Genomic DNA, 25,965 nt, shown 5'->3' with positions numbered 1-25,965 from the left:
CTTAGAGAATGTAAGTTATCTCTAAGGGATTTTGTATTTTAAGCGGAAGGGTACTGATTTAAGAAGAAAATAGCTAAAGTACCAGGGCCCGCATGTGATGCAACTGCAGAACCAATCAAATGGATTTCGACAGCTTTAGGCTGGAATTTGTCCATAATCATAGCTTTCATCTCTTCAGCAGCGGCTAAATCATCTCCGTGACTAATGGCAATAACTTGATCACTTAAACCATCACCTGTTTCCTCCATCTTGTCTAAGATACGTTTCATCACTTTCTTACGTCCGCGATGTTTTTCTATAGGTATGAGTTTACCATCCTCCACATGAAGTAACGGTTTAATACTAAGTAAGCCACCGATAAATGCGCTTGCTTTTGAAACGCGTCCACCGCGTGCTAAATAATCTAAATCTTCTACTGTAAAGAAATGTTCCATATGTTGCGCATTTAAACGAACTTTTTCTGAGATTTCGTCTAGGCTTAAACCTGCTTCACGGAGGCGAACAGCTTCCTTAACAACTAGACCATAGCCAAGTGAAGCACATTTAGAATCTACGATTGTTAATTTTAAATCAGGGTATTGTTCTTTTACTTGTTTGTAGATCATTACAGCAGTGCTGTATGTACCAGATAATTCAGATGAAAAGGCTATATAAAGACCCTCCTCACCTGATTTTGCTAGCTCTTCGAAAAGTTCTAAAAACAATTCAGGCGATGCTTGAGAAGTTTTTGGCTGTCCGCCTTGACGGATAAATTCGTATACTTTCAAGACATCGACACCAACGACATCTGCATATTCTTCGTTGTTCATATGAACTCGTAAAGGGATTAGTGTTACATTATTTTCTTCATAAAAAGATTTAGGTAAATCAGAAGCGCTATCTGCATAGATTCTCATTTATTTACCTCCTAGTGTAATTTATTTTAGGTTTAGTCGATCAATTAGGAGGTTAGCTATACCATCCTCATTGTTAGTTTGTGTTATTTCATCTGCAATGTTTTTGAGCTGTCCAATACCGTTACCCATAGCAACTCCAAGACCTGCGTATTCTATCATTTCTAAGTCATTATCTTCATCGCCAAATGCAATAATACGTTCGCGAGGGATTTGTAAATCCTTTGCAACATGCGATAACCCGACTGCTTTATGCATGCCACGACGAACGATTTCAATTACTTCCCAAGGGTCGCCCCATCGGCGATGATCGATAAGCTCTGCTTTTGTGTCTGCTAAATGTTGACGAATTAAGGGTACATTCGAAGAGCTAGCTTGAATTAAAAGGCTTGTAGGATTATCTTTTAAATAATCACGTAATATACCAGTAGTTACTTTTGGTTCGCCCATTGTTAAAATATCTAAGATTTTTTGGTCATGGTATTGAACGTACACATCATCCATAACCTCAGCTATTAAATTTTCAATTTCATAATGGTGAATTGATTCGACAACATCTTTTACTACAGATAACTCTATTGGGCTATGAAGTGTTTGCCATGAAGTGTTAGTTGGATGATGTACGAAGGCTCCATTAAAGTTGACGATTGGTGTATGTAAACCTAGTTCTTGATAGTATATTTTGCTCGCACGATACGGTCTACCCGTAGCAATCATAACTTGATGACCTGCTTCTTTCGCCTGTAGTAAAGTGCGTTTTGTTTTTTCAGAAATAACTTTCTCGTCGGTTAAAAGTGTACCGTCTAAATCTAAAACAATCAAATGTGGTTGTACCATATGAAAAAACTCCTTTCCTACTATAATAGAGTGTATCGTTAATCTTACTTGTTCGTCAAAACTTTGTCACCGTCAAATATTTTTGTTACGATATTAGAATAAACTATCAAGGAGTGAATGCAGTGAAGGTTCAACAAGAACAGTGGGGTAAAATTCCGTTACTTCACATATATGATGAAGAGACAGTAACATCAGCATCACCAGTTGTCATTTTTCTCCATGGCTTTATGAGTGCGAGTGAACATAATTTGCACTATGCATATAAACTAGTTGAAAGAGGCGTTCGAGTACTTTTACCAGATGCTTACCTTCATGGTGAACGTGATGAAGGGCTGGATGAAGTGCAACTTAGTTTGCGTTTTTGGGAAGTAATCTTAACTTCAATTGAAGAAGTCGACTTTTTACATAAGCAGTTAATAGAAAAAGGTTTGCTGCCAGAAGGTAAAATAGGTTTGGCAGGAACTTCTATGGGTGGAATTGTTACATTAGGTTGCTTACGTGTATACCCTTGGATTCAAACGGCATCAGTTATGATGGGTTCACCTTGTTATGTGGAGCTATCAAAAGCACAGATGGCCCAGTTTGAAGAAAGAGGTTTTAAAATTCCAATATCTGATGAAGAGCTTCAGAAAATGGAACAAACACTTAGTTACTTTGATATGTCAAAACAACCTGAATCAATGGCTAACCGTCCAGTGTTATTCTGGCACGGTAAGAAAGACCATATGGTTCCATTTGCGCCTACATATCAATTTTATGAGAGTATACAAGCAGATTATGCAGAACATCCTGAAGATCTTGTCTTTCTCGTCGATAAACAAGCAGGGCATAAAGTATCTCGTCCAGGAATGATTGCGGCAACAAAATGGCTTGCAGACCATTTGGCATAAGTCATTTCATTTGTTATGATGGGATAAACACTATGCAGAAAGGGGAAACACTATGGATGCAGATATGAAAGAAAGTATTTACGGCGCTTTAGAAAACGTAATTGATCCTGAGTTAGGTATTGATATTGTCAACTTAGGTTTAGTATATGAAGTGGATTTATCTGAAGAAGGATTATGTGTAGTAACAATGACATTAACATCAATGGGTTGCCCGCTTGGTCCAGTTATTGTTGACCAAATCCGTACAGCACTATTTGAATTACCAGAAATTAGCGAGGTAACTGTTGATATTGTATGGAATCCACCATGGAATAAAGACAATATGTCACGTTATGCGAAAATAGCTTTAGGTATTCGCTAATATTGTAAAGAAAACCCGTTCTGACTTGAAAAGTCGAGCGGGTTTTTTAAATTTGTAAATGGGTATAATATCTGAGGTTAGTCAATTCTACAAATAGTAAGAGGGCAGTTTTCGCATTCACATTCATCTTTTAGAAATTGTAAATTAAGAACTGTGATTGTACTCTTGTCAAATGTAATAATATTATTCTTCTTCAGGTCATTTAACATACGGTTAATGACTTCTCGGCTAGTGGCACAAAGATTAGCCAGCTCATTATTGGTTAATTTATAGTTAATATGGATTGAGCCATCATCTAAATTTTCACCATAAGTGTTTGCTAATCGTATTAGAGTAGAAAAGAGTGCACCCTTTTTTCCATGTAGTAATAAATCACGGAGTCTAGATTGACTTTTCATATTTTGCAACTGTATCCAACGCAAACATGCAATCATCAATGACGGTTCTTGACTTAGATAGAGTTCAAGCATGTTGTTATCGATAGTTAAAATAGTAGTCGTTTCCATAGCTGTAGCTGTTGTTGAATTATAATCTAGAGAACTAAAAATAGTACTTTCACCAATTAAATTATTACTACCACAGATACGAATCGTTAATTCCTTCCCACTTGCAGTTTCTTTTGAAATTCTCACTTGTCCAGATACAACAAAAAAAACATCTTGGGTACGGTCACCTTCTAAGAATATAGGGGTGTCTTTGGCGAATTTGACAACTGTACCATGCTCTTTGAAAAGTGAATGGATCTTAGGTGGGATAGTTTCAATTTCCTCCAAAATTTTCACAACCTCTGCTGTTTTTCACAATTATAACATACTGTTTTCTTGCAATTGGGCAATATTTGAAATTCTCTTTTTTCACCTATTTGATGACATGGATGTTTGATTAAAAACATATTAGAAATGGGAAATTATTTTAGTCAAAAAAGGTCAAACAAATCACTTTACTTTCATGGGAAGACGATAATATAATGTAGTTAATCAAAAGGTCAAAAAAGGTCAAATAAGGAGTGAACTATAATGCAAATGAATATGAATATGAATAATGAAGAGCAAAAAAGTCCACTTGAACAATTTGGACGTAATTTAGTAGAAGAAGTGAAAAATGGCAAAATGGACCCTGTTATTGGTCGAGACCAAGAAATCCGTAATGTCATTCGAATATTATCACGTAAAACAAAAAACAATCCTGTATTAATCGGTGAACCCGGTGTTGGTAAAACTGCGATTGTTGAAGGATTAGCGCAACGTATCGTCAAAAAAGATGTACCAGAAGGATTAAAAGACCGTAAAATTTATGAGTTGGATATGAGTGCATTAATCGCTGGTGCCAAATATCGTGGGGAATTTGAAGAGCGTTTAAAAGGTGTCTTGAAAGAAGTCAAAGAAAGTGAAGGGCAAATCATCCTATTTATTGATGAGATTCATACAATTGTTGGTGCAGGTAAAACGGATGGTGCGATGGATGCAGGGAATATGCTCAAACCAATGTTAGCTAGAGGTGAGCTACATTGTATCGGTGCAACTACATTAGATGAGTACCGTATGTATATCGAAAAGGACCCAGCACTTGAACGTCGTTTCCAACAAGTTTTAGTTCGTGAACCATCTGTAGAGGATACGATTTCTATTTTACGCGGTTTAAAAGAACGTTTCGAACTACATCATGCCGTCAAAATTCATGACCGAGCAATTGTCGCTGCTGCAGAATTATCAAACCGTTATTTAACTGAGCGTTTTATGCCAGATAAAGCGATTGATTTAATCGATGAAGCTTGCGCGATGATTCGTACAGAAATAGATTCGATGCCACAAGAATTAGATGAAGTAACACGTCGTACAATGCAACTTGAAATCGAAGAGCAAGCTTTGATGAAAGAAAAAGATGACGCAAGTAAGAAACGACTTGTAGCACTTCGTGAGGAATTATCGGAGCTAAAAGATTCTACTTCTAATATGCGTGAGCAATGGGAAGCAGAAAAATCTTCTCTTCATGTTATCCAAGAAAAACGTGAAACACTTGATCGTTATCGTAGGGATTTAGAAGAAGCTGAAAATAATTATGATCTAAATAAAGCAGCGGTGCTACGTCACGGTAAAATTCCTGAATTAGAAAAAGAATTAGTAGAACTAGAGCAGACTTTGCAACAAGGCAATGATCGTCTGCTACGAGAAGATGTGACAGCTGAAGAAATAGCTTCAATCGTTTCAAGATGGACAGGTATTCCTGTAACAAAATTAGTTGAAGGCGAACGAGAGAAATTACTCAACTTAAAAGCTACATTACAAGAGCGAGTTGTCGGTCAAGACGAAGCTGTTCAGTTAGTGACAGAAGCGGTTTGGAGAGCGCGTGCAGGAATTCAAGATCCACAAAAACCAATTGGGTCTTTCTTATTCTTAGGTCCAACTGGTGTCGGGAAAACAGAATTAGCAAAAGCATTAGCTGCTCAATTATTCGACTCTGAGGATCATTTCATTAGAATTGATATGTCTGAATATATGGAAAAACATAGTGTATCTCGCTTAGTAGGGGCACCTCCAGGCTATGTAGGTTATGAAGAAGGCGGTCAATTAACAGAAGCTGTCCGAAGAAACCCATATGCAGTAGTATTATTAGATGAAATTGAAAAGGCACATCCCGATGTGGCGAATATTTTGCTACAAATTCTAGATGATGGTCGTATTACCGATAGCCAAGGGCGTATGGTTAATTTCACAAACACAGTGATCATATTGACATCTAATATTGGTTCAAGTTATTTACTCGATATGCCTGAAAATAGTGAACATGCTGTTGAGGACTTAGTAATGGCGTCTTTAAGAGAGCATTTCAAACCAGAGTTATTAAATAGACTCGATGATATCATAATGTTCCATTCATTAACAAACGAACATTTTTATCAAATTACTTGGAAGTATATTCAGTTATTACAAAAACGAGTGGCTGAACAAGAAATTGAACTAGAAGTAAATGAAGATGTCATCCAGTGGGTAGTAGCAGAAGGAATAGATCCGACTTTTGGTGCAAGACCTTTAAGAAGATTTGTACAGCGACACATTGAAACGCTCGTTGCAAAAGAATTATTAAAAGGGGAGACAGTACCAGGGGATAGACTAGATATTTCAATGGAAGATGGTAAAGTAACAATTCAAAAAGAACCAGCGTAAAGATAAAAAGTCTGAGCAACCATGAAAAAAGGTTGCTCAGACTTTTTTAAAAGAAAAAAACCCCGTCCAATCTTTGGACAGGATTTTCATTATTGTTGGTGACCTACTTGTTTAGGTGATTCGTTTGGAATAACATTGCTAATAATAATTAAGAATACAGAGAAAACTACTGAAAGCCCTAATCCAAGATTTAAGTTAAATCCAACATTCTGAATTGAACTTACTACGTAGTTCAGTACAGAAACTAATAATGCTGACCAGAAAAATAGCATAATATATCTCATTAATTTCACCTCTAACTAACTTTTTTACCTGTTCTATCATATCATATAGCCACATTTAAATAAAAGAATCTTTTCATTATTATGCCCCGTTATTTGGACAAAAATTGACGAAGTGTTGAAAAAATATAAATCTTTCGTTATAATTATTACCAGGTACTAATAATTGATAACAAAAGAAAAGAGGCGCTACTTCATGAACGCTGGAATAATAGGCTTAGGAAGATGTATCCCTAATCGCGTAGTCACAAATGCTGACTTAGAAAAAATAATGGATACATCAGATGAATGGATTCGCACTAGAACAGGAATTGAAGAACGAAGAATCGCATCAGATGAACATAACTCTTCTCATTTAGCTTTTGAAGCTGCAAAAAATGCAATAGCTAATGCTGGAATTTCGGCTGATCAAATCGGACTTATTTTAGTTGCAACCGTAACACCTGACCGACCATTTCCGAGTGTAGCGTGTATGATACAAGACCAACTCGGTGCACACAAAGCAGCTGCAATGGACTTGTCCGCTGCATGTGCAGGATTTATGTATGGATTGGTAACGGCTAAGCAATTCATTGAATCTAATACGTATGATTATGTATTAATAGTTGGTGTTGAAAAACTCTCGAAAATTACAAACTGGGAAGATCGAAATACTGCTGTCCTATTCGGCGATGGTGCATGTGCAGCTGTGATGGGTAAAGTATCTGAAAATCGAGGAATTTTATCATTTGAGCTAGGTTCAGACGGCTCAGGCGGAAAGCATTTGTTCCAAAATGACGCAGGCCATATTGAGATGAATGGCCGTGAAGTTTTCAAATTTGCAGTACGTCAAATGGGTGAATCAGCATTAAATGTCATAGAGAAAGCTGGATACACTAAGGAAGACGTTGATTTCCTTATTCCGCATCAAGCGAATATTCGAATTATGGAATCTGCAAGACAAAGACTAGATTTGCCAGAGGAGAAGATGTCTACTGCTATTAAAAAATATGGCAATACATCGTCTGCTTCAATTGGCAATGCATTAATAGAAGAACTAGAAGCCGGCAAAATTCATGATGGCGATTTACTCGTACTCGTTGGATTTGGTGGCGGCCTTACATGGGGCGCCGTTGCAATGCGCTGGGGAAAATAACAATACAAAGAAAAGAGGGAGTTAAAATAACATGACAAAACGTCGAGTAGTTGTTACAGGAATGGGTGCTGTAACACCTTTAGGAAATGATGTAGAAACAACATGGAAAGCGGTTAAAGAAGGAAAAAGTGGTGTCGGTCCATTAACACGTATAGATGCTGAGCAATTTCCTGCAAAAGTTGCTGCAGAAGTAAAGGATTTTGATATTGAAGCATACATTCCTCGTAAAGAAGCACGTAAGATGGATCGTTTTACACATTACGCATTAGCGGCGTCTATTATGGCTGTAAAAGATGCAGGGTTAGAAATAACTCCTGAAGTTGGTCTTCGTACAGGTGTTTGGATCGGTTCTGGTATTGGTGGAATGGAGACGTATGAGCAACAATTCCGCAATTTCCTTGAAAAGGGACAACGACGTGTTAGTCCATTTTTCGTACCAATGATGATTCCAGATATGGCTGCAGGGCAAGTATCTATCCACTTTGGTGCAAAAGCTATTAACTCATGTTCAGTAACAGCTTGTGCATCTGGTACAAACTCAATTGGTGATGCGTTCAAAGTTATTGAACGTGGCGATGCTGATGTTATGATTACTGGAGGAGCAGAAGCACCAATTACGAATATGGCGGTTGCAGGATTTTGCTCAAATACAGCACTTACATTAAACCAAGATCCGCAAACTGCATCTCGTCCATTCGATGCTAATCGCGATGGTTTTGTTATCGGCGAAGGATCGGGTATTGTTATTTTAGAAGAATACGAACATGCAGTAAAACGTGGCGCAAAAATCTATGGTGAAGTTGTAGGGTACGGTTCAACTGGAGATGCGCACCATATTACAGCTCCTGCTCCAGAGGGTGAAGGTGCAGCACGTGCAATGAAGCAAGCGATTGATGATGCTGGAATTGATGCAACAGAAATTGGTTATATTAATGCTCATGGTACAAGTACACCGTATAATGATTTATTTGAAACAAAAGCTGTGAAAACTGTATTCGGTGAGCATGCGTATAAATTAGCGATGAGTTCAACGAAATCGATGACAGGTCATCTACTTGGAGCAGCAGGTGGGATTGAAGCAATTTTTTCAGTACTTGCATTAAAAGAAGGTATTCTCCCTCCAACGATGAATCTGGAAACAGCAGATCCTGAATGTGACTTAGACTATGTTGCTAACGGTGCTAGAGAAAAAGAAATTACTTATGCTTTAAGTAATTCACTAGGTTTTGGTGGTCATAATGCCTCACTACTATTTAAAAAGTTTTAATAAGTTATAAATGACCACAGGGTGAATACCCTGTGGTTTTTTATCTATACAATTTTGTTGTTTAAATTAAATGATTACTGGAATAGTGATGTATTTCATTATAGTAAGTGAAAGATTATTAATTAGTAAGAACATCATATTTTTATATAAAAAATGACCTCGTTAGTTATAACGAAGTCATTTTTTCATATAGTAATAAAAACTAGAAAAGGAAATATGCAAATGCGCTTACTATTTTTCTTAACTTTTTACGGTCTGATTGTAATAAGTTCAACACACATGATTCTGTATTTGAACTACCGAGCACTAGGATATACTTGGACAGCCGTTTTTATGTTCATTTTGCATACAGTCGATTTCAAAATTTTCATCGGCTCAAGTATTGGACTAGTTATCGTCTATTTCTCCCAAGGCCCATCGCGTCTTCCATTTTCTTGATTGTTGCGCTTGCAATAGCGTTCGCTTTTTCAGCACCGGTATCTAAAATATCATCTAATTTTGGTGAATCGATTAACTCGTTAAAACGTTCTTGGATAGGTGCTAGATGATTAATAACACTTTCAGCAACTCCTGCTTTGAAAGCACCATAACCCAGCCCAGCGTATTTTGCTACAAGATTATCAATTGATTCATTTGTTAAAGATGCTTCAATTGTTAGTAAATTAGAGACACCAGGTTTAGATTCAGTATTGAAAGTAACAACGCCTTCAGAATCTGTCACGGCAGATTTGATTTTCTTCTCGATCTCTTTTGGAGTATCTAGAAGGCGGATTGTTGCTTTTTTGTTTTCATCGGACTTACTCATTTTCTTCGTTGGTTCTTGAAGTGATTTAATGCGAGCTCCGCTTTTTGGTAATTGAATAGTAGGAATCGTGAATACTTTACCGTACCGTTTATTGAAACGTTCAGCTAAGTCACGTGTAAGTTCTAAATGTTGTTTTTGGTCGTCACCAACTGGCACGATATCTGTGTTATATAGAAGAATATCTCCAGCCATAAGTGGTGGGTAAGTAAGTAAGCCTGCAGAAACCGCCTCTTTACCAGTAGATTTATCTTTGAATTGTGTCATACGCTCAAGTTCACCGATGTAAGAAATACATTGTAACATCCATCCAGCTTGTGCATGTGCAGGTACTTCTGATTGAATAAATAGTGTTGATTTTTCTGGATCAATACCTGTTGCTAGATATGTTGCAGCAAGCGTGCGGATGCTGTTACGAAGTTCTTTACTGTCTTGTGGCATTGTAATTGCGTGTTGATCAACAATACAAAAAATACAATCGTACTCGTCTTGCATAGTTGTAAACTGTCTGAATGCACCAATGTAGTTACCTAATGTAATGACACCTGTTGGTTGTACACCTGAAAAAATACGTTTCATAATTAAATTCCTCCTTGGATATAAAAAAACATCATGCGTCTCCTAAATAGGGACGAATGATGTTGAATCCGCGGTACCACCCAAGCTTGTCGATAAATCGACCACTCATCCTCGTAACGTGAGGTAAACGAACAGAGCTACTACATAAAGGTTCGCAAAGTTAACTCGGAAGTCCATTCCACTTAGCGTATCATCTGTTTGCACCAACCACAGACTCTCTTTACATACGACATAAATGTACTACTCTTCGTCTTCGTTTTTCTATATTACTTTGTGTGATTATAATATAGTACCAAGCCAAAAATCAAGCAATCGTTTACAGATTACAAATAATAAAAAATAAGGGCAATGAACATCATCATAATGGTAGCTCCACCGATTTGTAAAATACCCAAATAGGGCATTGAAACAATTTCAGATGGGGCTCTCATACTTTTAACATCCTCTAATCTAGATGACTTCACAAAAACCTTACGCATACTAACCGTGAAAATGTCAAAAAATCCAGATGATAGAATATATGAGGTGAGTCCTACAAAAAGTACAATAGCTCCTATGATAAATGAAATATTAATGTAATCGATTAATCTTAGCATTTTATATTGGAAGAACATGATGATCACGATTAAAAATTGCAGTGCTAAGAAGAGAATACCTTTCTTTTTCAAGCTAATAACCTCCAATTCTGTATTCATTTTAGTTGAAATAAGTTGAAAAATCAAAGAAATTTCACATCATTATATATTCAGAATATTAGAACTTTGTGCTGATAAATACTGATGTTATCACATTTGAATATCAAGTATACGTCAAAAAAAGACATTTTTATCAAAAGGTTACTGTACAACTTTTTTTGAATATGTATAATTAGCAATGTAATGATTTTTCAGAAAATTCAAGGGGGATTAGTTATACATGAAGAAAAGTAAACTAGTATGGCTATCAAGTCTTATCCTTGTTCTTAGTGTTTTCTTAGCTGCTTGTGGCACAGGAAATGACAAAGATACAAGCAAAGAATCTGGTAGTGGTAGCAAAGAAAATTCAGGTAGTGTTGATGCAACTCAAGAACTAAATGTTATGGAAACTGCTGAAATTCCAACAATGGACTCAGTATTAGTAACAGATGTAGTAGGATCTAACGTTTTAAACAACGTTAATGAAGGATTATATCGTTTAAATCAAGAAAACTTACCAATTCCAGCGATGGCTGCTGAAGAACCAAAAGTAAACAAAGAAGGTACAGTTTACACATTTAAGATTCGTGATGCTAAATGGTCAGATGGCTCTGCAGTAACTGCTAATGACTTCGAATATGCATGGAAACGTGCAATTGATCCTAAAACTGGATCTGAGTATGGTCCATATATGATGGATGGAGTAGTTAAAAACGCAAATGCAATTGGTAAAGGTAAAGCAAAAGCTGCTGAACTTGGTGTAAAAGCTCTAGATGAAAAAACACTAGAAGTTACACTTGAAAAACCAGTTCCTTATTTCTTGTCTTTAATTTCACTAAGTACATTCTTACCACAAAAAGAAGAATTCGTAGTAGCGCAAGGTAAAAAATACGCTTCAAACTCAGATACAACTTTATACAATGGTCCATTCGTTCTTGAAGGCTGGGATGGAACAGGATTAACTTGGAAATATACTAAAAATGATAACTACTGGGACAAAGATAATGTAAAACTAGACACAATCAATGTTGACGTAGTGAAGGAAGTTCAGACTCAATTAAATCTTTACACTTCTGGTAAAAAAGACCGTGCAGGACTATCAGGTGAATTTGCAATGCAATATGCTGACAATCCAGATGTAGTGAAAGACGTTGAATCTTCACCTTTCTACTTGAAATTAAACCAAAAACGTGATGGTAAAACAGATACAGCTCTTGCAAATGTAAACATTCGTAAAGCAATTTCTATGGCTTTCAACAAAGAAGATTTAACTAAAGCAGTATTAGCTAATGGTTCATTCGAAGCTAACTACCTAATTCCAGCTGAATTCACATTTGATGAAGAGGGTAAAGACTTCCGTGAAGTAAACGGAGATATGAACAAATACAACCTTGAAGAAGCTAAATCATATTGGGAAAAAGGTCTTAAAGAACTTGGAACCGACAAACTTGAATTAGACTTCTTAGGCGATGATAGTGACTTAGCTAAAAAAATGGACGAGTACTTGAAAAACCAATTAGAAAAAAATCTACCTGGTTTAAGTATTAAACTAAAAGAAGTTCCTTTCTTAGTACGTGTTGATTTGAATTCTAAACAAGATTACGATATCCAAGTTGCAGGTTGGGCTCCAGACTTCCAAGATCCATACACATTCTTAAATTTATGGTTATCAGATAGTCAACAAAACAATATGAGCTATGCATCTGAAAAGTACGATAAATTAGTAACAGATGCTCAAACAATTTATGCAACTGAGCCAGCAAAACGTTGGAAAGCAATGGCAGATGCAGAAAAAACATTGATTGAAGAAGATGCAGCGCTTGCACCTATTTATCAACGTGGTACTATGGCACTTCAAAAACCTTATGTTAAAGGTTTAGTGAAACATAACTTTGGTGCTCAATATAGTTATAAATGGACATATATCTCAGGTAAATAATAGTATTCAATTTTATGAGATTATGCTAAAACCCTGAATAGGGAGAGTATGTGGTTGATTTTAAGCCATATACTCTCTTTTTAATCAGATATTAACTAATTGGAAAATCATGCTACTAAGGGTTTTGTTAATAACAACATTTACAAAGGAAAGAATTTTCTAATTGAGATATTTCTATGAGTTCCATAGTTACGACCACTATTTTAGGAGGTGCAAGAATGGCAAAGTACATTTTAAAACGAGTATTGTATATGATACTAACATTATTCCTGATTGCAACATTTACGTTCTTCTTGATGAAGATGTTGCCGGGTTCCCCTATAGCTAGCTCACCTAAACTAACCCACGAACAGTTAGCTGCGGTGGAAGCAAAATATGGATTAGATAAACCGCTTCCAGTTCAGTATGGAATATATATGAAAAAGATGGTACAACTTGATTTTGGCGTTTCTTATCAATTTAAAGGTGCAAACGTTACAGAATTAATTATTAACCGTGCTGGTCCTTCATTCCTTTTAGGTATTCAAGCGCTTATACTCGGTACTATAGGCGGTATTATTTTAGGGATGATTGCAGCTTTAAGGCAAAATACTGTATGGGATTACGGCAGTACCTTAATCGCAATATTCGGTATCTCCATTCCTTCATTCGTATTTGCTTCATTACTTCAATATTGGATTGGTGTTAAGGGAGGATTCCTTCCTGTTGGATTATGGGAGAATGGCTGGCAATCTAGTATTTTGCCAACAATTGCATTAGCAATGGGTCCTCTAGCGACATCAGCTCGTTTCATTCGAACAGAAATGATAGAGGTATTGGGAACTGACTATATTACTCTAGCAAAAGCTAAAGGTGCTAGCGGCCTTGAAATTGCATTTAAGCATGCATTTCGTAATGCATTAATTCCATTAATAACAGTAATGGGTCCTTTAGCAGCAGGTTTAGTAACAGGTTCTCTTGTAGTTGAACAAATCTTTGCTATTCCTGGTATTGGTGAACAATTCGTTAAAGCGATTAATTCTAGTGATTATTCCTTAATAATGGGAACAACAATGTTCTTTTCTGTACTATTGATTTTAGTTATTTTCATTGTTGATATTTTATATGGCATTGTAGATCCACGTATCCGTTTAACAGGAGGTAATAAATAATGACAAATGAATATCGTAAATTACCACCTGAAGCTTTTAAACACGTGCACATGGATGGCAGTCACTCTGAGAAAATTTCTAAACCATCCTTAAGTTTCTGGCAGGATGCTTGGTTACGTATACGAAAAAATAAAGCAGCTGTAGTGAGTATATTTGTACTATTATTCATCATTCTGATGTCATTTATCGGACCGATGATTAGCCCGCATGACTTTGAAACGCAAGAAATAACTCATGCAAATTTACCTCCAAAAGTTCCTGGTTTAGAAAAGTTGGGAATCTTTGATGGTACGGGTAATATGGGTGGTCAAGAAGTCAATTTGTATGAAATGAAAAACGTTGATACTTACTATTGGTTTGGTACAGACGGACTTGGTCGTGATATGTTCTCACGTGTCTGGAAAGGTACTCAAATTTCATTACTAATTGCACTTGTTGCAGCTGTAATTGATATGGTTATTGGTGTAGCTTACGGTGGTATTTCGGCATTTTATGGTGGTCGTGTTGACGATGCGATGCAACGTATTGTTGAAATTTTATATGGAATACCGACACTGATTGTTGTTATTTTAATGATTCTTGTAATGGATCCGGGTATTGTGGCCATTATTATTGCCATTTCAATTACTGGATGGATTGGTATGTCTCGTATTGTTCGAGGACAAGTATTGAAATTTAAAAACCAAGAGTTCGTACTTGCGGCTAGAACTTTAGGAGCAAGTAATGGGCGTATAATAAAAAAACATTTATTGCCAAATGTTATGGCGGTTATCATTATTAACACAATGTTTACAATTCCTAGTGCGATATTCTTTGAAGCATTTTTAAGTTTTATCGGATTAGGGTTACAATCACCAGACGCATCTTTGGGTACTTTAATTAATGATGGTTACAAGCTAATACAGTTCCAACCTCATATTTTAGCTATTCCAGCAGCAATTATAAGTCTATTAATGATTGCTTTTAACTTAATTGGTGATGGTCTACGTGATGCACTTGATCCAAAAATGAAAGATTAATAGGGGGAAAGCAGTTATGGAGAAAATACTTGAAGTAAAAAATCTTGAGCTTTCTTTCCACACATTTGCTGGTGAAGTGAAAGCGATTCGTGGTGTGAACTTCGATTTGAAAAAAGGAGAAACACTAGCAATCGTTGGGGAATCAGGTTCAGGTAAATCGGTTACGACTAAAGCTATTATGCGTCTACTCCCTGAATCTAGTTCGGAATTCAAAAATGGTCAGATTTTATTTAATGGAAAAGATTTAACGAAGTTAACTGATAAAGAAATGCAGAAAATTCGCGGGAAAGATATCTCGATGATTTTCCAAGATCCGATGACATCTTTGAATCCAACGATGACAATTGGTAAACAAATAATGGAGCCGATTTTAAAACATCAAAATGTAGCAAAATCAGAAGCTCGAAAAATTGCCATTGATCTATTAAAACTAGTAGGTATGCCGCAACCAGAGCAACGTATGAAACAATATCCACATCAATTTTCAGGTGGTCAACGTCAACGAATCGTAATTGCAATTGCATTAGCATGTAACCCAAAAGTTTTAATTGCTGATGAACCGACAACTGCACTAGACGTTACAATTCAAGCTCAAATTCTTGAACTGATGAAAGATCTACAAAAGAAAATCGATACATCTATTATTTTCATCACGCATGACCTTGGTGTTGTAGCAAATGTGGCTGATCGTGTAGCTGTTATGTACAGTGGTAAAATTGTTGAAATTGGTACAGTAGATGAAATATTCTACAATCCACAGCATCCATATACTTGGGGTCTTCTAAGTTCTATGCCTTCATTAGATGTGCAGGAAGAGAAACTGTATGCAATTCCAGGCACGCCACCAGATTTATTGAATCCACCAAAAGGGGATGCCTTTGCGCTTCGTAGTGAATATGCTATGCAAATCGATTTGGAAGAAACGCCACCATTCTTTAAAGTAAGTGATACTCATTATGCGGCTACTTGGTTATTACACCCAGATGCTCCAGAAGTGACACCACCTGCTACAATTATTGAAAGAATGAAACGATTCCCTAATAGCCGCTATTACGAAAGTGCTAATGGAGGTATTTTAAAATGAAAATACAAAAGAAACTTTTAGAAATCAAAAATTTAAAACAATACTTCAACCCTGGAAAATCAAATGAAGTTAAAGCCATCGATGATATTACATTTGATATTTATAAAGGAGAAACTTTAGGATTAGTAGGGGAGTCAGGTTGTGGGAAATCTACGACAGGTCGTACGATTATCCGCCTATATGATGCCACTGACGGAGAAGTTCTTTATGATGGTGTAAATGTCCATGGTCGTAAATCTAAAACGGAACTAAAGTCATTTAACCGCAAAATGCAAATGATTTTCCAAGATCCGTATGCATCATTAAATCCACGTATGAAAGTAATGGACATCATCGCAGAAGGTTTAGATATTCACGGTCTTGTAAAAAACGCAAAAGAACGTCAAGAACGAGTTTATCAATTATTAGAAACAGTAGGCTTAAACAAAGAACATGCTAACCGCTATCCACATGAATTCTCGGGTGGTCAACGTCAGCGATTAGGAATTGCTCGTGCTCTAGCAGTAGAACCAGAATTCATCATTGCAGATGAACCAATTTCTGCATTAGATGTGTCAATTCAAGCGCAAGTGGTTAACCTATTAAAGGAGTTACAAGAAGAAAAAGGCTTAACCTACTTATTTATCGCTCATGATCTATCAATGGTTAAATATATTTCTGATCGAATCGGTGTAATGTATTTTGGTAAATTAGTAGAACTTGCACCCGCAGAGGATCTTTACAAATATCCTATGCATCCCTATACACAATCACTACTATCAGCTATTCCACTTCCAGACCCTGATTACGAGCGTAATCGTGTGCGTATAACATACGATCCAAAATCGCATAATTATAAAGAGGGCGAGGATGTAACAATGCGAGAAGTACGTCCCGGACATTTCGTCTATTGCTCTAAAGCAGAATTTGAAGTATTACAATCACAACATGCAAATAACTAATCATTATGTTTAATTAAAGGCTGCCTCTTTAGTCAATGAAATTAGTTGATTAAAGGGGCAGTTTTGTATTTTGTCAAATTTACATAATGAAATTTATCTAAAATTGAAACTTTTTTTACAGATTGAACGTATAATTAGTATAAATATAATATATATTTTTTCAATATAGAGATTCTAAATGAGAATATTTATTTGAATTAATAAGTTTATCGCACGGCATTTTTGGGGATACTACATATATACGCGTAATAAAGTGGTCTAACCTTTATGGAAAAACATGAATTGATAGAAAAAATGGTCATAACTTACAATGGAAATTTTTCTTAATAGCATATATTCAAATTGGACAAAATGTTGTATAATATGCTTACAGTTCTTTTTTTAAAGTCATTCTAATTTAGGAATGTTATTATATTCGCTACACATTTTGAAAGGATGTGTTTTATATGATGGTGACATTATTTACTTCACCCAGTTGTACATCTTGTAGAAAAGCAAAAGCATGGTTAGAAGAACATGATATTCCATATACAGAAAGAAATATTTTCGCGGAGCCTTTAAGCATAAGTGAAATAAAAGAAATTTTACGCATGACTGAGGATGGTACAGACGAAATCATCTCAACTCGTTCTAAAATTTTCCAAAAATTAAAAGTAGATGTAGAAACTTTACCGTTACAACGTCTTTATGAGTTAATCCAAGAACATCCAGGGCTTTTACGACGTCCGATTATTTTAGACGAAAAACGTTTACAAGTTGGGTATAACGAAGATGAAATTCGTCGTTTCTTACCTCGTAAAGTTCGTGCTTATCAATTACAAGAAGCACAGAAGATGGTTAACTAATAATAAGAGCAATTTTCATGTAGCATGCTCGCTCAAATTGGTCAGCAGTATACATGTGTATAATAAGTATATTGATTAGTTAGGATTCATGCGTAACGATCTATCTATTATGTCTTCAGAGCCAGTTGTTGTTAAGTGTTACACAACTGGCTTTTTTTTATGCATAAAAATTTTTTTCATTATTTACTATATAAAAGAGGATAGTACATCTATACATAGAAGCGTTATGACTTGATTTACTATACCTTGTCTACTACAATTCATATACTGTTGTAATTTTCCGAGTTATTTCCTTTCCATTTTCAACAAACTCATCATACAATAGTATTAGACACTGTATTATCAAGAAATTTTAAAGACTTGTTCATAAGTGGACTCGATGCATCTGTTAGTATTGACCGAAGGGAGTTGTGTAATATGGACATCGAACGCATAAATGAGAATACACTTAAACTCTTCATTTCTTATCATGACATTGAAGAACGTGGATTCACGAAAGATGAAGTATGGTATAACCGGGAAAAAAGCGAAGAACTCTTCTGGTCTATGATGGATGAAATAAATGACGAAGAATATTTTGAAGTTGAAGGACCATTATGGATCCAAGTGATAGTTCAAGAGAATGGCCTTGAACTGACTATCACACATGCTAAAATTTATAAGGACGGTCAGCATATCGAACCGCCCTTCGATATAGAAGATAAACAAAGAATGATGTCATCCGCATTTGGTGGCGATGAGCCAAAAGCGCATGAATTTGACGATTTTGAAGATCTTGTAAACAGTACAATCGATGAAGACTCCGATTTTATCTTTAAATTACAGGAATTTGATGATATTATTCCTCTTGCGCAAAAAATACAAGAGACGTCACTATTCCATAATGCGTTGTATCAATGGGAAGGTAACTACTATTTACACATCCGTTTTAATGAAGAGGTTTTACATGATGAAGCTGAGGACATTTTCAGTGTTATTACTGAATTTTCCACGGATGCTGAGGTAACAATCCACATTCTTCAAGAATACGGTAAAGCATTAATGGAAAAAGACTGCTTTGATACAGTTATAAAGTATTTTGTTAAATGACAGTGAAAATCCTCCGAATCCCGGGGGATTTTTTTTCTTGCAATTTATACCATATATTAATAGAATGGATAAAAATAGGAGGTGTTTGTATTTTATCTGCAATGACAGCAAATAATGAACTATTTATATTGTCTGCATCACATACTAGAGAAAAGCTAAAACAGTTAAGGAGAACCCATCAGTTTTTTTGTCCGCAATGTAAAGAAGAGTTACAGCTTCGAATAGGTGAAATTGTTGTTCCTCATTTTGCACACAAAAAGGATTCAAATTGTCCACAGTTATTTTCGGATGGTGAGTCAAAAGAACATTTAATAGGTAAACAACAACTTTATTGTTTTTTTGAAAACAAAGGATTAACTGTTCAACTGGAGCCTTTTATAAAGAACTTGTCGCAGCGGCCGGATTTACTAGTAACAACTAAAAATGAGCAATATGCGATTGAATTTCAGTGTAGCAATATACCTATTGAAGTTGTACAAGCACGTACTAAAGGATATTTAAATGCAAGTATAGTTCCTATATGGCTTCTTAAAACCCCTAATTTTAAGCAGCAAAAACCTACACGTATTCAACTTGTTCAAATCTCTCCGTTTCGTCAGCAATTTATCACACGTCATCCCCAACACGGATCAACCCTTCTTACTTACAATCCTACTACAGCGAAGTTTATTTATTTTTCTCATCTATTGTTCATACATGGGTATCGCTTTATCGCCAAGGTCCAACAGTTACCGATTGCACATCAATATTTTCCATTTTTGCATTTAAAAGAGCCTACAAAGGAGGAATTCACTCATTATTGGAGATTCCATTTGCATATCCGCCAGCGTTTTTTACGTCAACGTTTCTACTTAAGTAGGAAAGGGGTTCAGGATCTGCTCTTAAAAGGCTGTTACGGTGCGCGTATGAGACTTGACCAATTACCTTTATTCATTGGCTTGCCTGTTCGAAACGCTCAATATATTGATGTCTACATTGCAGAATGGCAAGCAACATTATTATTCTTTCTACAAGATTGTCAAATTAGTATATTACAAGTGGATGATGAGGTTATTGCGATATTTATCTTAAATAATCCGGATTATTTTCAAGATGAGCGAGGGAAAGATGCGATTCTTCACTATATTTTGTTATTGAAAAAATTGGGTGTCCGTTCCATTCATTCTTCAACAAAAGAAGCTATTATCTTACAATTATTGCATAGTGAATTCCTTGCAAAGTGTTATGAAAATTGAGAAAATAATAAAGGTATTTGTTTCTCAACGTATTTACAATAGGAGGTCATAAAATATGACAACGAAATCAGAACAAAAAGTATTAACAAGACAAGAGGTACCTGTTGAACTAACTTGGCGTCTTGAAGATATTTTTGAGACAGACGAAGCTTGGGAAGCAGAGTTTAAGGATATTATTGCTTTGAGTGAAAATGCTGCATCTTATCAAGGTACAATTGAAAACGGTGCACAGGCACTTTTAGCGGTTTTACAATACCGAGATAAATTGTATTCAAAATTAATGCGTCTTTACACATATTCACATATGCGATTGGATCAAGACACAGCGAACAGTTTCTATCAAGCAATGGACAGTCGTTGCAAATCACTTTATGCGAAAGTTTCAACTGGTCTGTCATTTTTAACACCTGAAATTCTAGCGTTAGATGAAAAAATAATTGAACAATTTTTAGCTGAAAATGAGGAACTTCAATTATACAGACAAGAATTGGTTGAAATTAACATTGGACGTCCACATATTTTGCCAGCGGAGCAAGAGGCAATCCTTGCACAGTTGTCAGAAGTAACAGGTGCATCATCTGAAACATTTAGTACATTAAATAACGCTGATTTACAGTTCCCTACGATTGAAGATGAAAATGGTCATCAAGTTCAACTAACACATGGGAATTATACACATTTCTTAGAAAGTGGCGATCGCAAAGTACGTGAAGCGGCATTCCGAGCAATGTATAAAACGTACGGAGAATTCCGTAACACATTTGCAACGACCCTTGCTGGTAATGTTAAAGGTGATAATGTCAATGCGCGTATTCGCAAATATGAATCAGCTCGTCAGTCAGCAATGGCTGCAAATCATATCCCGGAAAAAGTGTATGATCAACTTATCTCGACAATTCATAAGTATTTACCTTTAATGCATCGTTATATTGCGCTGCGCAAAAAGGTATTGGGTGTCGATGAACTTCATATGTGGGATATATATACACCACTTGTACAAGAATCAAAAGTGGATATGCCATATGAAGAAGCAAAAAATCATATGTTAAAAAGCTTTGAAGTACTTGGTGAAGAGTATGTAAGTATTGTGAAACAAGGTTTAGAGGATCGCTGGGTAGATGTACTTGAAAACAAAGGGAAGAGAAGTGGCGCATATTCTTCAGGTGCATATGGTACGAATCCTTATATTCTGATGAACTGGCAAAATAATTTAGATAATCTATTTACTCTTGTTCATGAATTTGGACATAGTGTCCATAGTTATTTCACTCGTAACAACCAACCGTTCGTATACGGTAACTATTCTATTTTCGTAGCAGAAGTTGCATCAACTTGTAACGAAGAGTTATTAAACCATCATTTATTAAATACGATTGAAGATCCACAACAACGTATTTATATATTAAATCACTGGTTAGAAGGATTCCGTGGTACAATTTTCCGCCAAACAATGTTTGCTGAATTTGAACATATTATTCATCAACTTGATCAAAATGGGGAAGCGCTAACAGCAGAAAAAATGACGGAAGTCTACTATAATCTAAATAAACAATATTATGGTGACGACATTGTTGTGGACGAAGAGATTGGTCTAGAATGGGCACGTATCCCTCACTTCTACTACAACTATTATGTCTACCAATATGCAACAGGTAAGAGTGCTGCTACTGCTTTAAGTGCTCAAATCCTTGAAGAAGGACAACCTGCAGTAGATCGTTATATTAACAATTTCTTAAAAGCGGGATGTTCAGACTTCCCAATTGAAGTATTAAAAGCGGCGGGTGTTAATATGGAATCTGCTGAGCCTATCGAAGAAGCTTGCAAAGTATTCGAGAAAAACTTAGAGGAACTAGAAAAACTTCTAGACGTTTAATAATTAATGTTTAAAAGGCCGAGGTGGAAATAATTCCCCTCGGTTTTTTAATTTTTAATCATTCTATATAGTGATATGAAAAGATAGGTAATTTTCGGGTGGAAAACTATAAAAAATATTAACAAGACTCGACAAAACCATGTCAATTTGAAGTTTAAAAGACTTATTACCACTTGCAAACGCTTTCCTTATGACAACTTTGTGAATTCAATTCTGAAGCATTGCTATATCATTTTTTCCATGCTAAAGTGTTAGATGTGAAATAAATCACAAACAAACATACACCCCTTTGTTTGAACGTGAACATTTCTCCCATCCCCTTTGTGAAAAGAAGGCGTCTCTCGTAGAGGCGCCTCTTTTATTTTGTTATTTTCTATTAACCGGTAACTATCATCGACATGTTAACTAGTTCTTACATACAACTAGCAAGATTTCTAATAGAAATTAAAAAAGACTAGCAACGATATAATAGATCGTTACTAGCCTATATATAATTTATTTTAAACGCCACAGCGATGATTCTTCATAATTGATGCGGTCGACTTTTTGTTGTAGCATTTTCTTTTTTAACTCTCGGTCAGCAGTTTGTTCAGTAATATTATAAATTGATGCTACTTCTTTAGTTGTTAATGTATGATACCGTTTAAATAATTCTTCTACTGATGGAGGTTGTTGACAAATAAGTTCACCGTCTAATAATTCTTCTAATATTTGTTCATAAACTTCATATGAATAATTTCCACTAACTTTTAAACCTTCATCTTCAATATTTTCATTAAAGAAAACGAAGCTTGGTACTTCTTCTACATCCATTTCGCGCGTAATGCATAAGTCACTTTGAAATGCACGAGACGCTTCCAACGACTGGAAGTCTGTTTGGAACTCTTGAATATCTAGTTTGGCTTCTTTGGCAATTTCGACTAAAGTCGAGCGTGAACGGACGTTTTTTGTATTCAACAAGACATATTCTTGCAATTTCATCAGGTAGCGATAGCCAGCTTTTTTCCCTTGTAATTCAGCAGCCTTTACTGCGATTGAAGGAAGAACAGGATGAGAGACATCAATTTCTTCATATTCACTATTACAGCTATTTACACGTTGGCAAGCGACGTTAAGTGAAGCTAATTCTGTACTAAGAACAAATCGTAAAGTAAAGTACTGATTATAATTTACTTGAAGCTTACGGATAATTGCTTGTAAATCCCAACTGTCTGGAGCAAGCGGATCAATGAATACATAAAGCTCAATCGGTCTACTCAGAGTAGTATGCGAAGGCGGTGCCGGCATTATCTGAATATTATTCACTCTAATACCTCCTCGTCGTTATCAGGTGAATTAATCATGTGGTGCGCTGTAAGGACGAGTCGTTTATAGTATATTTCTCGAATCTTTCCATCCAATCCAACTTCATCCATAGCTTCAGCCATACATTCTAACCATGCTTGTGCACGTTCAGGTGTAATTTTGAAGGGCATATGGCGGGCTCTCATCATTGGATGCCCATGCTCTTCAGTAAAAAGATTTGGACCACCTAAATATTGAGTTTGAAATTGAATTTGCTTGCGGGCAGTTTCAGTTAAATCATCAGGAAATATCGGCTTTAGCTTCGGATTTTTAGCGACTTTGGAGTAGAAAATCTTAATCATTTTTGATAGTGTTTCTTCGCCAATTTCCTCATAAGGAATAATAGGTTTTTGCGTCATTGATGATGCTCCTTTGCTTTAGCTGTAATTCTATTCTATCAACCTAAACGTTTTTTCTCAAACAAATCGATTAAATTACATTACTTTTTTCATATAGTTTAATAAAAAAGTCAGAAAAAGTGTATGGCTACTATGAAAAATCGTGCCTTCAAGGAAATTTAATCAAAAAAAAATCGACATAATTCTAAGTTATATGTCGATTCTAAGAGTGACTTGATATGAAATTATAAGACAACAACGGCTGCTGTTTTATTAAGCTTTATAGCTATTCATGATTTTAGTAACATAATTCGTCGTCTCTTTAAATGGTGGAATACCATTATATTTAGAAACATTACCAGGCCCAGCATTATATGCAGCTAACATTAGATTCATATCACCACCGAATTTATCATACATTTGTTTCAAATATTTCGTACCACCCATAATGTTTTGTTCTGGGTCAAAGACATTTGAGACACCAAGGAATTTGGCTGTACCAGGCATTAATTGCATAAGGCCAGCAGCCCCTGCATGGCTAACGACAGAGTTATTAAAATTAGATTCTTGTTTAATCACAGATTTAATCATTTTTTCAGGAATACCATAAGTTTCAGATGCTTTTTTTATAATGGCATCATATTGCGTATTTGAAGTGACATTAGTAGGTCCCGCGGTGTAACCTGTTAATACTGGATTTAAAGGTGTTGTACTATATGTATTATTAGACACCGAAGTTGGTCTATATATAGGAGAAGTACCGTTATAGTACAAGCTCGAAAGTGCATTATCCGAGCTCGTTGTTGAAGAACCCATTAATCCACTACCTAATAATGCAGCATAAGAATTGCTTGGGCCCGATACTGAATTTGTTAAGCCTAGTAATTGTGAAGGGGCGTTTTGAGATGTTGATGAAGTCATCATTTCATTCATTAATTGAGTGAACATATTAGATGAAGAAGATGATGATGAATCAGTGGCTGATAAGCTAGTCGATCCCATGGATTGAAGACCTTGAATTTCTAAGAGCATTTTTAAAGCTGAGATATCCATCTATTAACCTCTTTTCTTATTGACGGCGGCCATGAAGCGAGCAATTTTTTTATCAGCTATTCTAACAGGAATAGTATGTTTTGCTAAAAATTCCTCGAATAATGTTCTACCTAACTTCTCATTTGTCACTTCAAATTCTAGTTCATAATCATCAGTGTCTAAATAGCGAGAATGGTCGAAAACGAGAAGTCCGCCATTATATTTTATTTCGGCACGCTTTGTAAAAAGTGTACCTAATAGTTGTAAATCTGTGGGGTTAATCTGAAGTTTTTTTAATCGGGTATCTACTTCATCTGCTTTTAGAGTAGCCCCATTTAGCACTTCATTCACGTGCTCCTCAGTTAATAAATCCGTTGTTTCCAATAACCCAATACCAGATGCTGGTTCTTTTAGTGTGCATTCAAAGCGGTTTTGAACTTCGCGTATTCGTAAACCTGAACGTGCTTTCTTTAATCGAAAATCTGGTGTATCAAAATAATGATTTGCTTGTTCGTGAAAATCTTCATTTGGAATAGCAAAAGTATTACAAAGGGCTTCATATTCCTCTTTCGAAAGTAGGTTTTTAAACTCAATTTCTAGTTGTTGTGCCATACCAATCACCCTCTCTTTTTATAAATTCTTATAAATTAATTATAGGTGAAGTATAGACTGCATTGCAATGATTGTCGAAATGGGGAAAAGCACAACAATTCTCCGAAAAAGTGGGTAGTAATGAGGCTTACTATGATAAAATGATAGGAGATTCACGGAAAGGAAGATAGGCTTTGCGTAAAACATATACAGTAGAAAATGGATCACAATTAGAAAAACAAATTCATTTACAAATATGCGGAGAAACACCTGATTTGGAATGGCGAGCTGCAGGTCAGGTTATTACTGATTCAGACGCCATGGCTTTTATCTATTTAATGGATGCAGGGGAAGACTACCATTACATAAAATTCCCACAAGCTATTTGGCCACTTTTAGTCAAAACATTACAGTCTGATTTTGAGCCAATATTAACTTGGGGGAATGGACAAACTGAATTAGTGAACTTCCAGGATGAATTAAACGCACTTATATTTAATATTGAAGGAAATCATAATTATGGAGAAGACTTTTCAACAGCTGTTGAAGAAGCCTTTGCAGAAATATTGAACGAATCCCGAGAAGATTAGGGGGACTTATC

Annotated in this window: 25 protein-coding genes and 1 other annotated feature; of the genes, 15 read left to right on the top strand and 10 right to left on the bottom strand. The window is 35.8% G+C overall.

What is annotated here, in order from left to right:
* Positions 1-38 precede the first annotated feature (38 nt).
* Together MKY02_RS18210 and MKY02_RS18205 are read right to left on the bottom strand one after the other, a co-directional pair.
* A complete protein-coding gene (locus MKY02_RS18210; protein WP_340709286.1) occupies positions 39-896 on the bottom strand; it encodes a DegV family protein in 858 nt (285 codons plus the stop codon).
* A gap of 21 nt (positions 897-917) precedes the next feature.
* Positions 918-1,730: a Cof-type HAD-IIB family hydrolase gene (locus MKY02_RS18205; RefSeq protein ID WP_038179646.1), complete on the bottom strand. Its 813-nt coding sequence runs from the start codon at positions 1,728-1,730 to the stop codon at positions 918-920.
* A 122-nt stretch (positions 1,731-1,852) separates the two neighbouring features.
* Here MKY02_RS18205 and MKY02_RS18200 point away from each other — a divergent pair, with 122 nt between their 5' ends.
* Together MKY02_RS18200 and MKY02_RS18195 are read left to right on the top strand one after the other, a co-directional pair.
* The gene (locus MKY02_RS18200) at positions 1,853-2,620 is read left to right on the top strand and encodes an alpha/beta fold hydrolase (RefSeq protein ID WP_340711595.1); all 768 of its coding nucleotides are present in this window, start codon (positions 1,853-1,855) and stop codon (positions 2,618-2,620) included.
* A 52-nt stretch (positions 2,621-2,672) separates the two neighbouring features.
* The gene (locus MKY02_RS18195; RefSeq protein WP_038179643.1) at positions 2,673-2,981 is read left to right on the top strand and encodes a metal-sulfur cluster assembly factor; all 309 of its coding nucleotides are present in this window, start codon (positions 2,673-2,675) and stop codon (positions 2,979-2,981) included.
* A 77-nt stretch (positions 2,982-3,058) separates the two neighbouring features.
* Here MKY02_RS18195 and MKY02_RS18190 read toward each other — a convergent pair whose 3' ends face one another.
* Entirely contained in the window at positions 3,059-3,763 is a 705-nt protein-coding gene (locus MKY02_RS18190; RefSeq protein WP_235175672.1) for a Crp/Fnr family transcriptional regulator, read from the bottom strand.
* Positions 3,764-4,003: 240 nt separating this feature from the next.
* On the opposite strand from MKY02_RS18190, the gene MKY02_RS18185 reads away from it, so the two are divergent.
* Positions 4,004-6,145, top strand: a complete 2,142-nt coding sequence (locus MKY02_RS18185) for an ATP-dependent Clp protease ATP-binding subunit (protein ID WP_340711701.1) — start codon at positions 4,004-4,006, stop codon at positions 6,143-6,145.
* 89 nt (positions 6,146-6,234) lie between these two features.
* Here the strand turns inward: MKY02_RS18185 and MKY02_RS18180 are convergent, their stop codons facing one another.
* Positions 6,235-6,429: a YjzD family protein gene (locus tag MKY02_RS18180; RefSeq protein WP_038179641.1), complete on the bottom strand. Its 195-nt coding sequence runs from the start codon at positions 6,427-6,429 to the stop codon at positions 6,235-6,237.
* Between the two features lie 193 nt (positions 6,430-6,622).
* Between MKY02_RS18180 and MKY02_RS18175 the strand changes: the two genes are divergently transcribed.
* On the top strand, positions 6,623-7,561 hold the full coding sequence (locus MKY02_RS18175) for a beta-ketoacyl-ACP synthase III (protein ID WP_038179639.1): 939 nt from the start codon (positions 6,623-6,625) through the stop codon (positions 7,559-7,561).
* Positions 7,562-7,592: 31 nt separating this feature from the next.
* The gene (fabF, locus tag MKY02_RS18170; RefSeq protein ID WP_038179637.1) at positions 7,593-8,828 is read left to right on the top strand and encodes a beta-ketoacyl-ACP synthase II; all 1,236 of its coding nucleotides are present in this window, start codon (positions 7,593-7,595) and stop codon (positions 8,826-8,828) included.
* A 391-nt stretch (positions 8,829-9,219) separates the two neighbouring features.
* Here the strand turns inward: fabF and trpS are convergent, their stop codons facing one another.
* Positions 9,220-10,209: a tryptophan--tRNA ligase gene (gene trpS, locus MKY02_RS18165; protein WP_038179635.1), complete on the bottom strand. Its 990-nt coding sequence runs from the start codon at positions 10,207-10,209 to the stop codon at positions 9,220-9,222.
* Between the two features lie 45 nt (positions 10,210-10,254).
* Positions 10,255-10,472 (bottom strand) — a binding site (T-box leader).
* Positions 10,473-10,532: 60 nt separating this feature from the next.
* Positions 10,533-10,877 carry a DUF3899 domain-containing protein gene (locus tag MKY02_RS18160; protein WP_038179633.1) on the bottom strand — a complete coding sequence of 115 codons (345 nt, stop codon included), beginning with the start codon at positions 10,875-10,877 and terminating at the stop codon, positions 10,533-10,535.
* A gap of 247 nt (positions 10,878-11,124) precedes the next feature.
* On the opposite strand from MKY02_RS18160, the gene MKY02_RS18155 reads away from it, so the two are divergent.
* The 9 genes from MKY02_RS18155 to pepF all read left to right on the top strand — a co-directional run bounded on the left by MKY02_RS18155 (position 11,125) and on the right by pepF (position 22,059).
* The gene (locus tag MKY02_RS18155) at positions 11,125-12,822 is read left to right on the top strand and encodes a peptide ABC transporter substrate-binding protein (RefSeq protein ID WP_340711594.1); all 1,698 of its coding nucleotides are present in this window, start codon (positions 11,125-11,127) and stop codon (positions 12,820-12,822) included.
* Between the two features lie 218 nt (positions 12,823-13,040).
* Positions 13,041-13,973, top strand: a complete 933-nt coding sequence (gene opp3b / locus MKY02_RS18150) for an oligopeptide ABC transporter permease (protein WP_038179629.1) — start codon at positions 13,041-13,043, stop codon at positions 13,971-13,973.
* Positions 13,973-14,992, top strand: coding sequence for an oligopeptide ABC transporter permease (gene opp3C, locus MKY02_RS18145; protein WP_038179627.1), 1,020 nt, complete (start codon positions 13,973-13,975; stop codon positions 14,990-14,992). The genes opp3b and opp3C overlap by 1 nt, the downstream gene beginning before the upstream one ends.
* A gap of 16 nt (positions 14,993-15,008) precedes the next feature.
* Complete coding sequence (locus tag MKY02_RS18140; protein ID WP_076034085.1) at positions 15,009-16,076, top strand: ABC transporter ATP-binding protein; 1,068 nt, start codon at positions 15,009-15,011, stop codon at positions 16,074-16,076.
* Positions 16,073-17,017: an ABC transporter ATP-binding protein gene (locus MKY02_RS18135; protein WP_218642295.1), complete on the top strand. Its 945-nt coding sequence runs from the start codon at positions 16,073-16,075 to the stop codon at positions 17,015-17,017. The genes MKY02_RS18140 and MKY02_RS18135 overlap by 4 nt, the downstream gene beginning before the upstream one ends.
* A 449-nt stretch (positions 17,018-17,466) precedes the next feature.
* Entirely contained in the window at positions 17,467-17,862 is a 396-nt protein-coding gene (spxA, locus tag MKY02_RS18130; protein WP_179078282.1) for a transcriptional regulator SpxA, read from the top strand.
* Between the two features lie 417 nt (positions 17,863-18,279).
* Positions 18,280-18,951 (top strand): adaptor protein MecA, encoded by a 672-nt coding sequence (gene mecA / locus MKY02_RS18125; protein ID WP_038179621.1) that lies wholly within the window; start codon positions 18,280-18,282, stop codon positions 18,949-18,951.
* 101 nt (positions 18,952-19,052) lie between these two features.
* Positions 19,053-20,186, top strand: a complete 1,134-nt coding sequence (locus MKY02_RS18120) for a competence protein CoiA (RefSeq protein ID WP_051448559.1) — start codon at positions 19,053-19,055, stop codon at positions 20,184-20,186.
* A 55-nt stretch (positions 20,187-20,241) separates the two neighbouring features.
* Entirely contained in the window at positions 20,242-22,059 is a 1,818-nt protein-coding gene (gene pepF, locus MKY02_RS18115) for an oligoendopeptidase F (RefSeq protein ID WP_340711593.1), read from the top strand.
* A gap of 495 nt (positions 22,060-22,554) precedes the next feature.
* Here the strand turns inward: pepF and MKY02_RS18110 are convergent, their stop codons facing one another.
* From MKY02_RS18110 to MKY02_RS18095, 4 genes are all read right to left on the bottom strand, one after another.
* Positions 22,555-23,364, bottom strand: a complete 810-nt coding sequence (locus MKY02_RS18110; RefSeq protein WP_038179617.1) for a ClpXP adapter SpxH family protein — start codon at positions 23,362-23,364, stop codon at positions 22,555-22,557.
* Positions 23,361-23,762, bottom strand: a complete 402-nt coding sequence (locus MKY02_RS18105) for a globin domain-containing protein (RefSeq protein WP_038179615.1) — start codon at positions 23,760-23,762, stop codon at positions 23,361-23,363. Before MKY02_RS18105 ends, MKY02_RS18110 begins: the two co-directional genes overlap by 4 nt.
* Positions 23,763-24,014: 252 nt before the next feature.
* Positions 24,015-24,794 carry a lytic transglycosylase domain-containing protein gene (locus MKY02_RS18100; RefSeq protein ID WP_340711592.1) on the bottom strand — a complete coding sequence of 260 codons (780 nt, stop codon included), beginning with the start codon at positions 24,792-24,794 and terminating at the stop codon, positions 24,015-24,017.
* A 3-nt stretch (positions 24,795-24,797) separates the two neighbouring features.
* Positions 24,798-25,385, bottom strand: a complete 588-nt coding sequence (locus tag MKY02_RS18095) for a CYTH domain-containing protein (RefSeq protein WP_038179611.1) — start codon at positions 25,383-25,385, stop codon at positions 24,798-24,800.
* A gap of 173 nt (positions 25,386-25,558) precedes the next feature.
* On the opposite strand from MKY02_RS18095, the gene MKY02_RS18090 reads away from it, so the two are divergent.
* Positions 25,559-25,954 (top strand): UPF0738 family protein, encoded by a 396-nt coding sequence (locus tag MKY02_RS18090; RefSeq protein WP_038179609.1) that lies wholly within the window; start codon positions 25,559-25,561, stop codon positions 25,952-25,954.
* Positions 25,955-25,965 lie beyond the last annotated feature (11 nt).

Origin of the sequence: Viridibacillus sp. FSL R5-0888, from assembly GCF_038009105.1 — a bacterium.
GTDB lineage: Bacteria > Bacillota > Bacilli > Bacillales_A > Planococcaceae > Viridibacillus > Viridibacillus arenosi.
The sequence above is the reverse complement of the archived record's forward strand: the minus strand, read 5'-3'. Positions and strand labels throughout refer to the sequence as shown.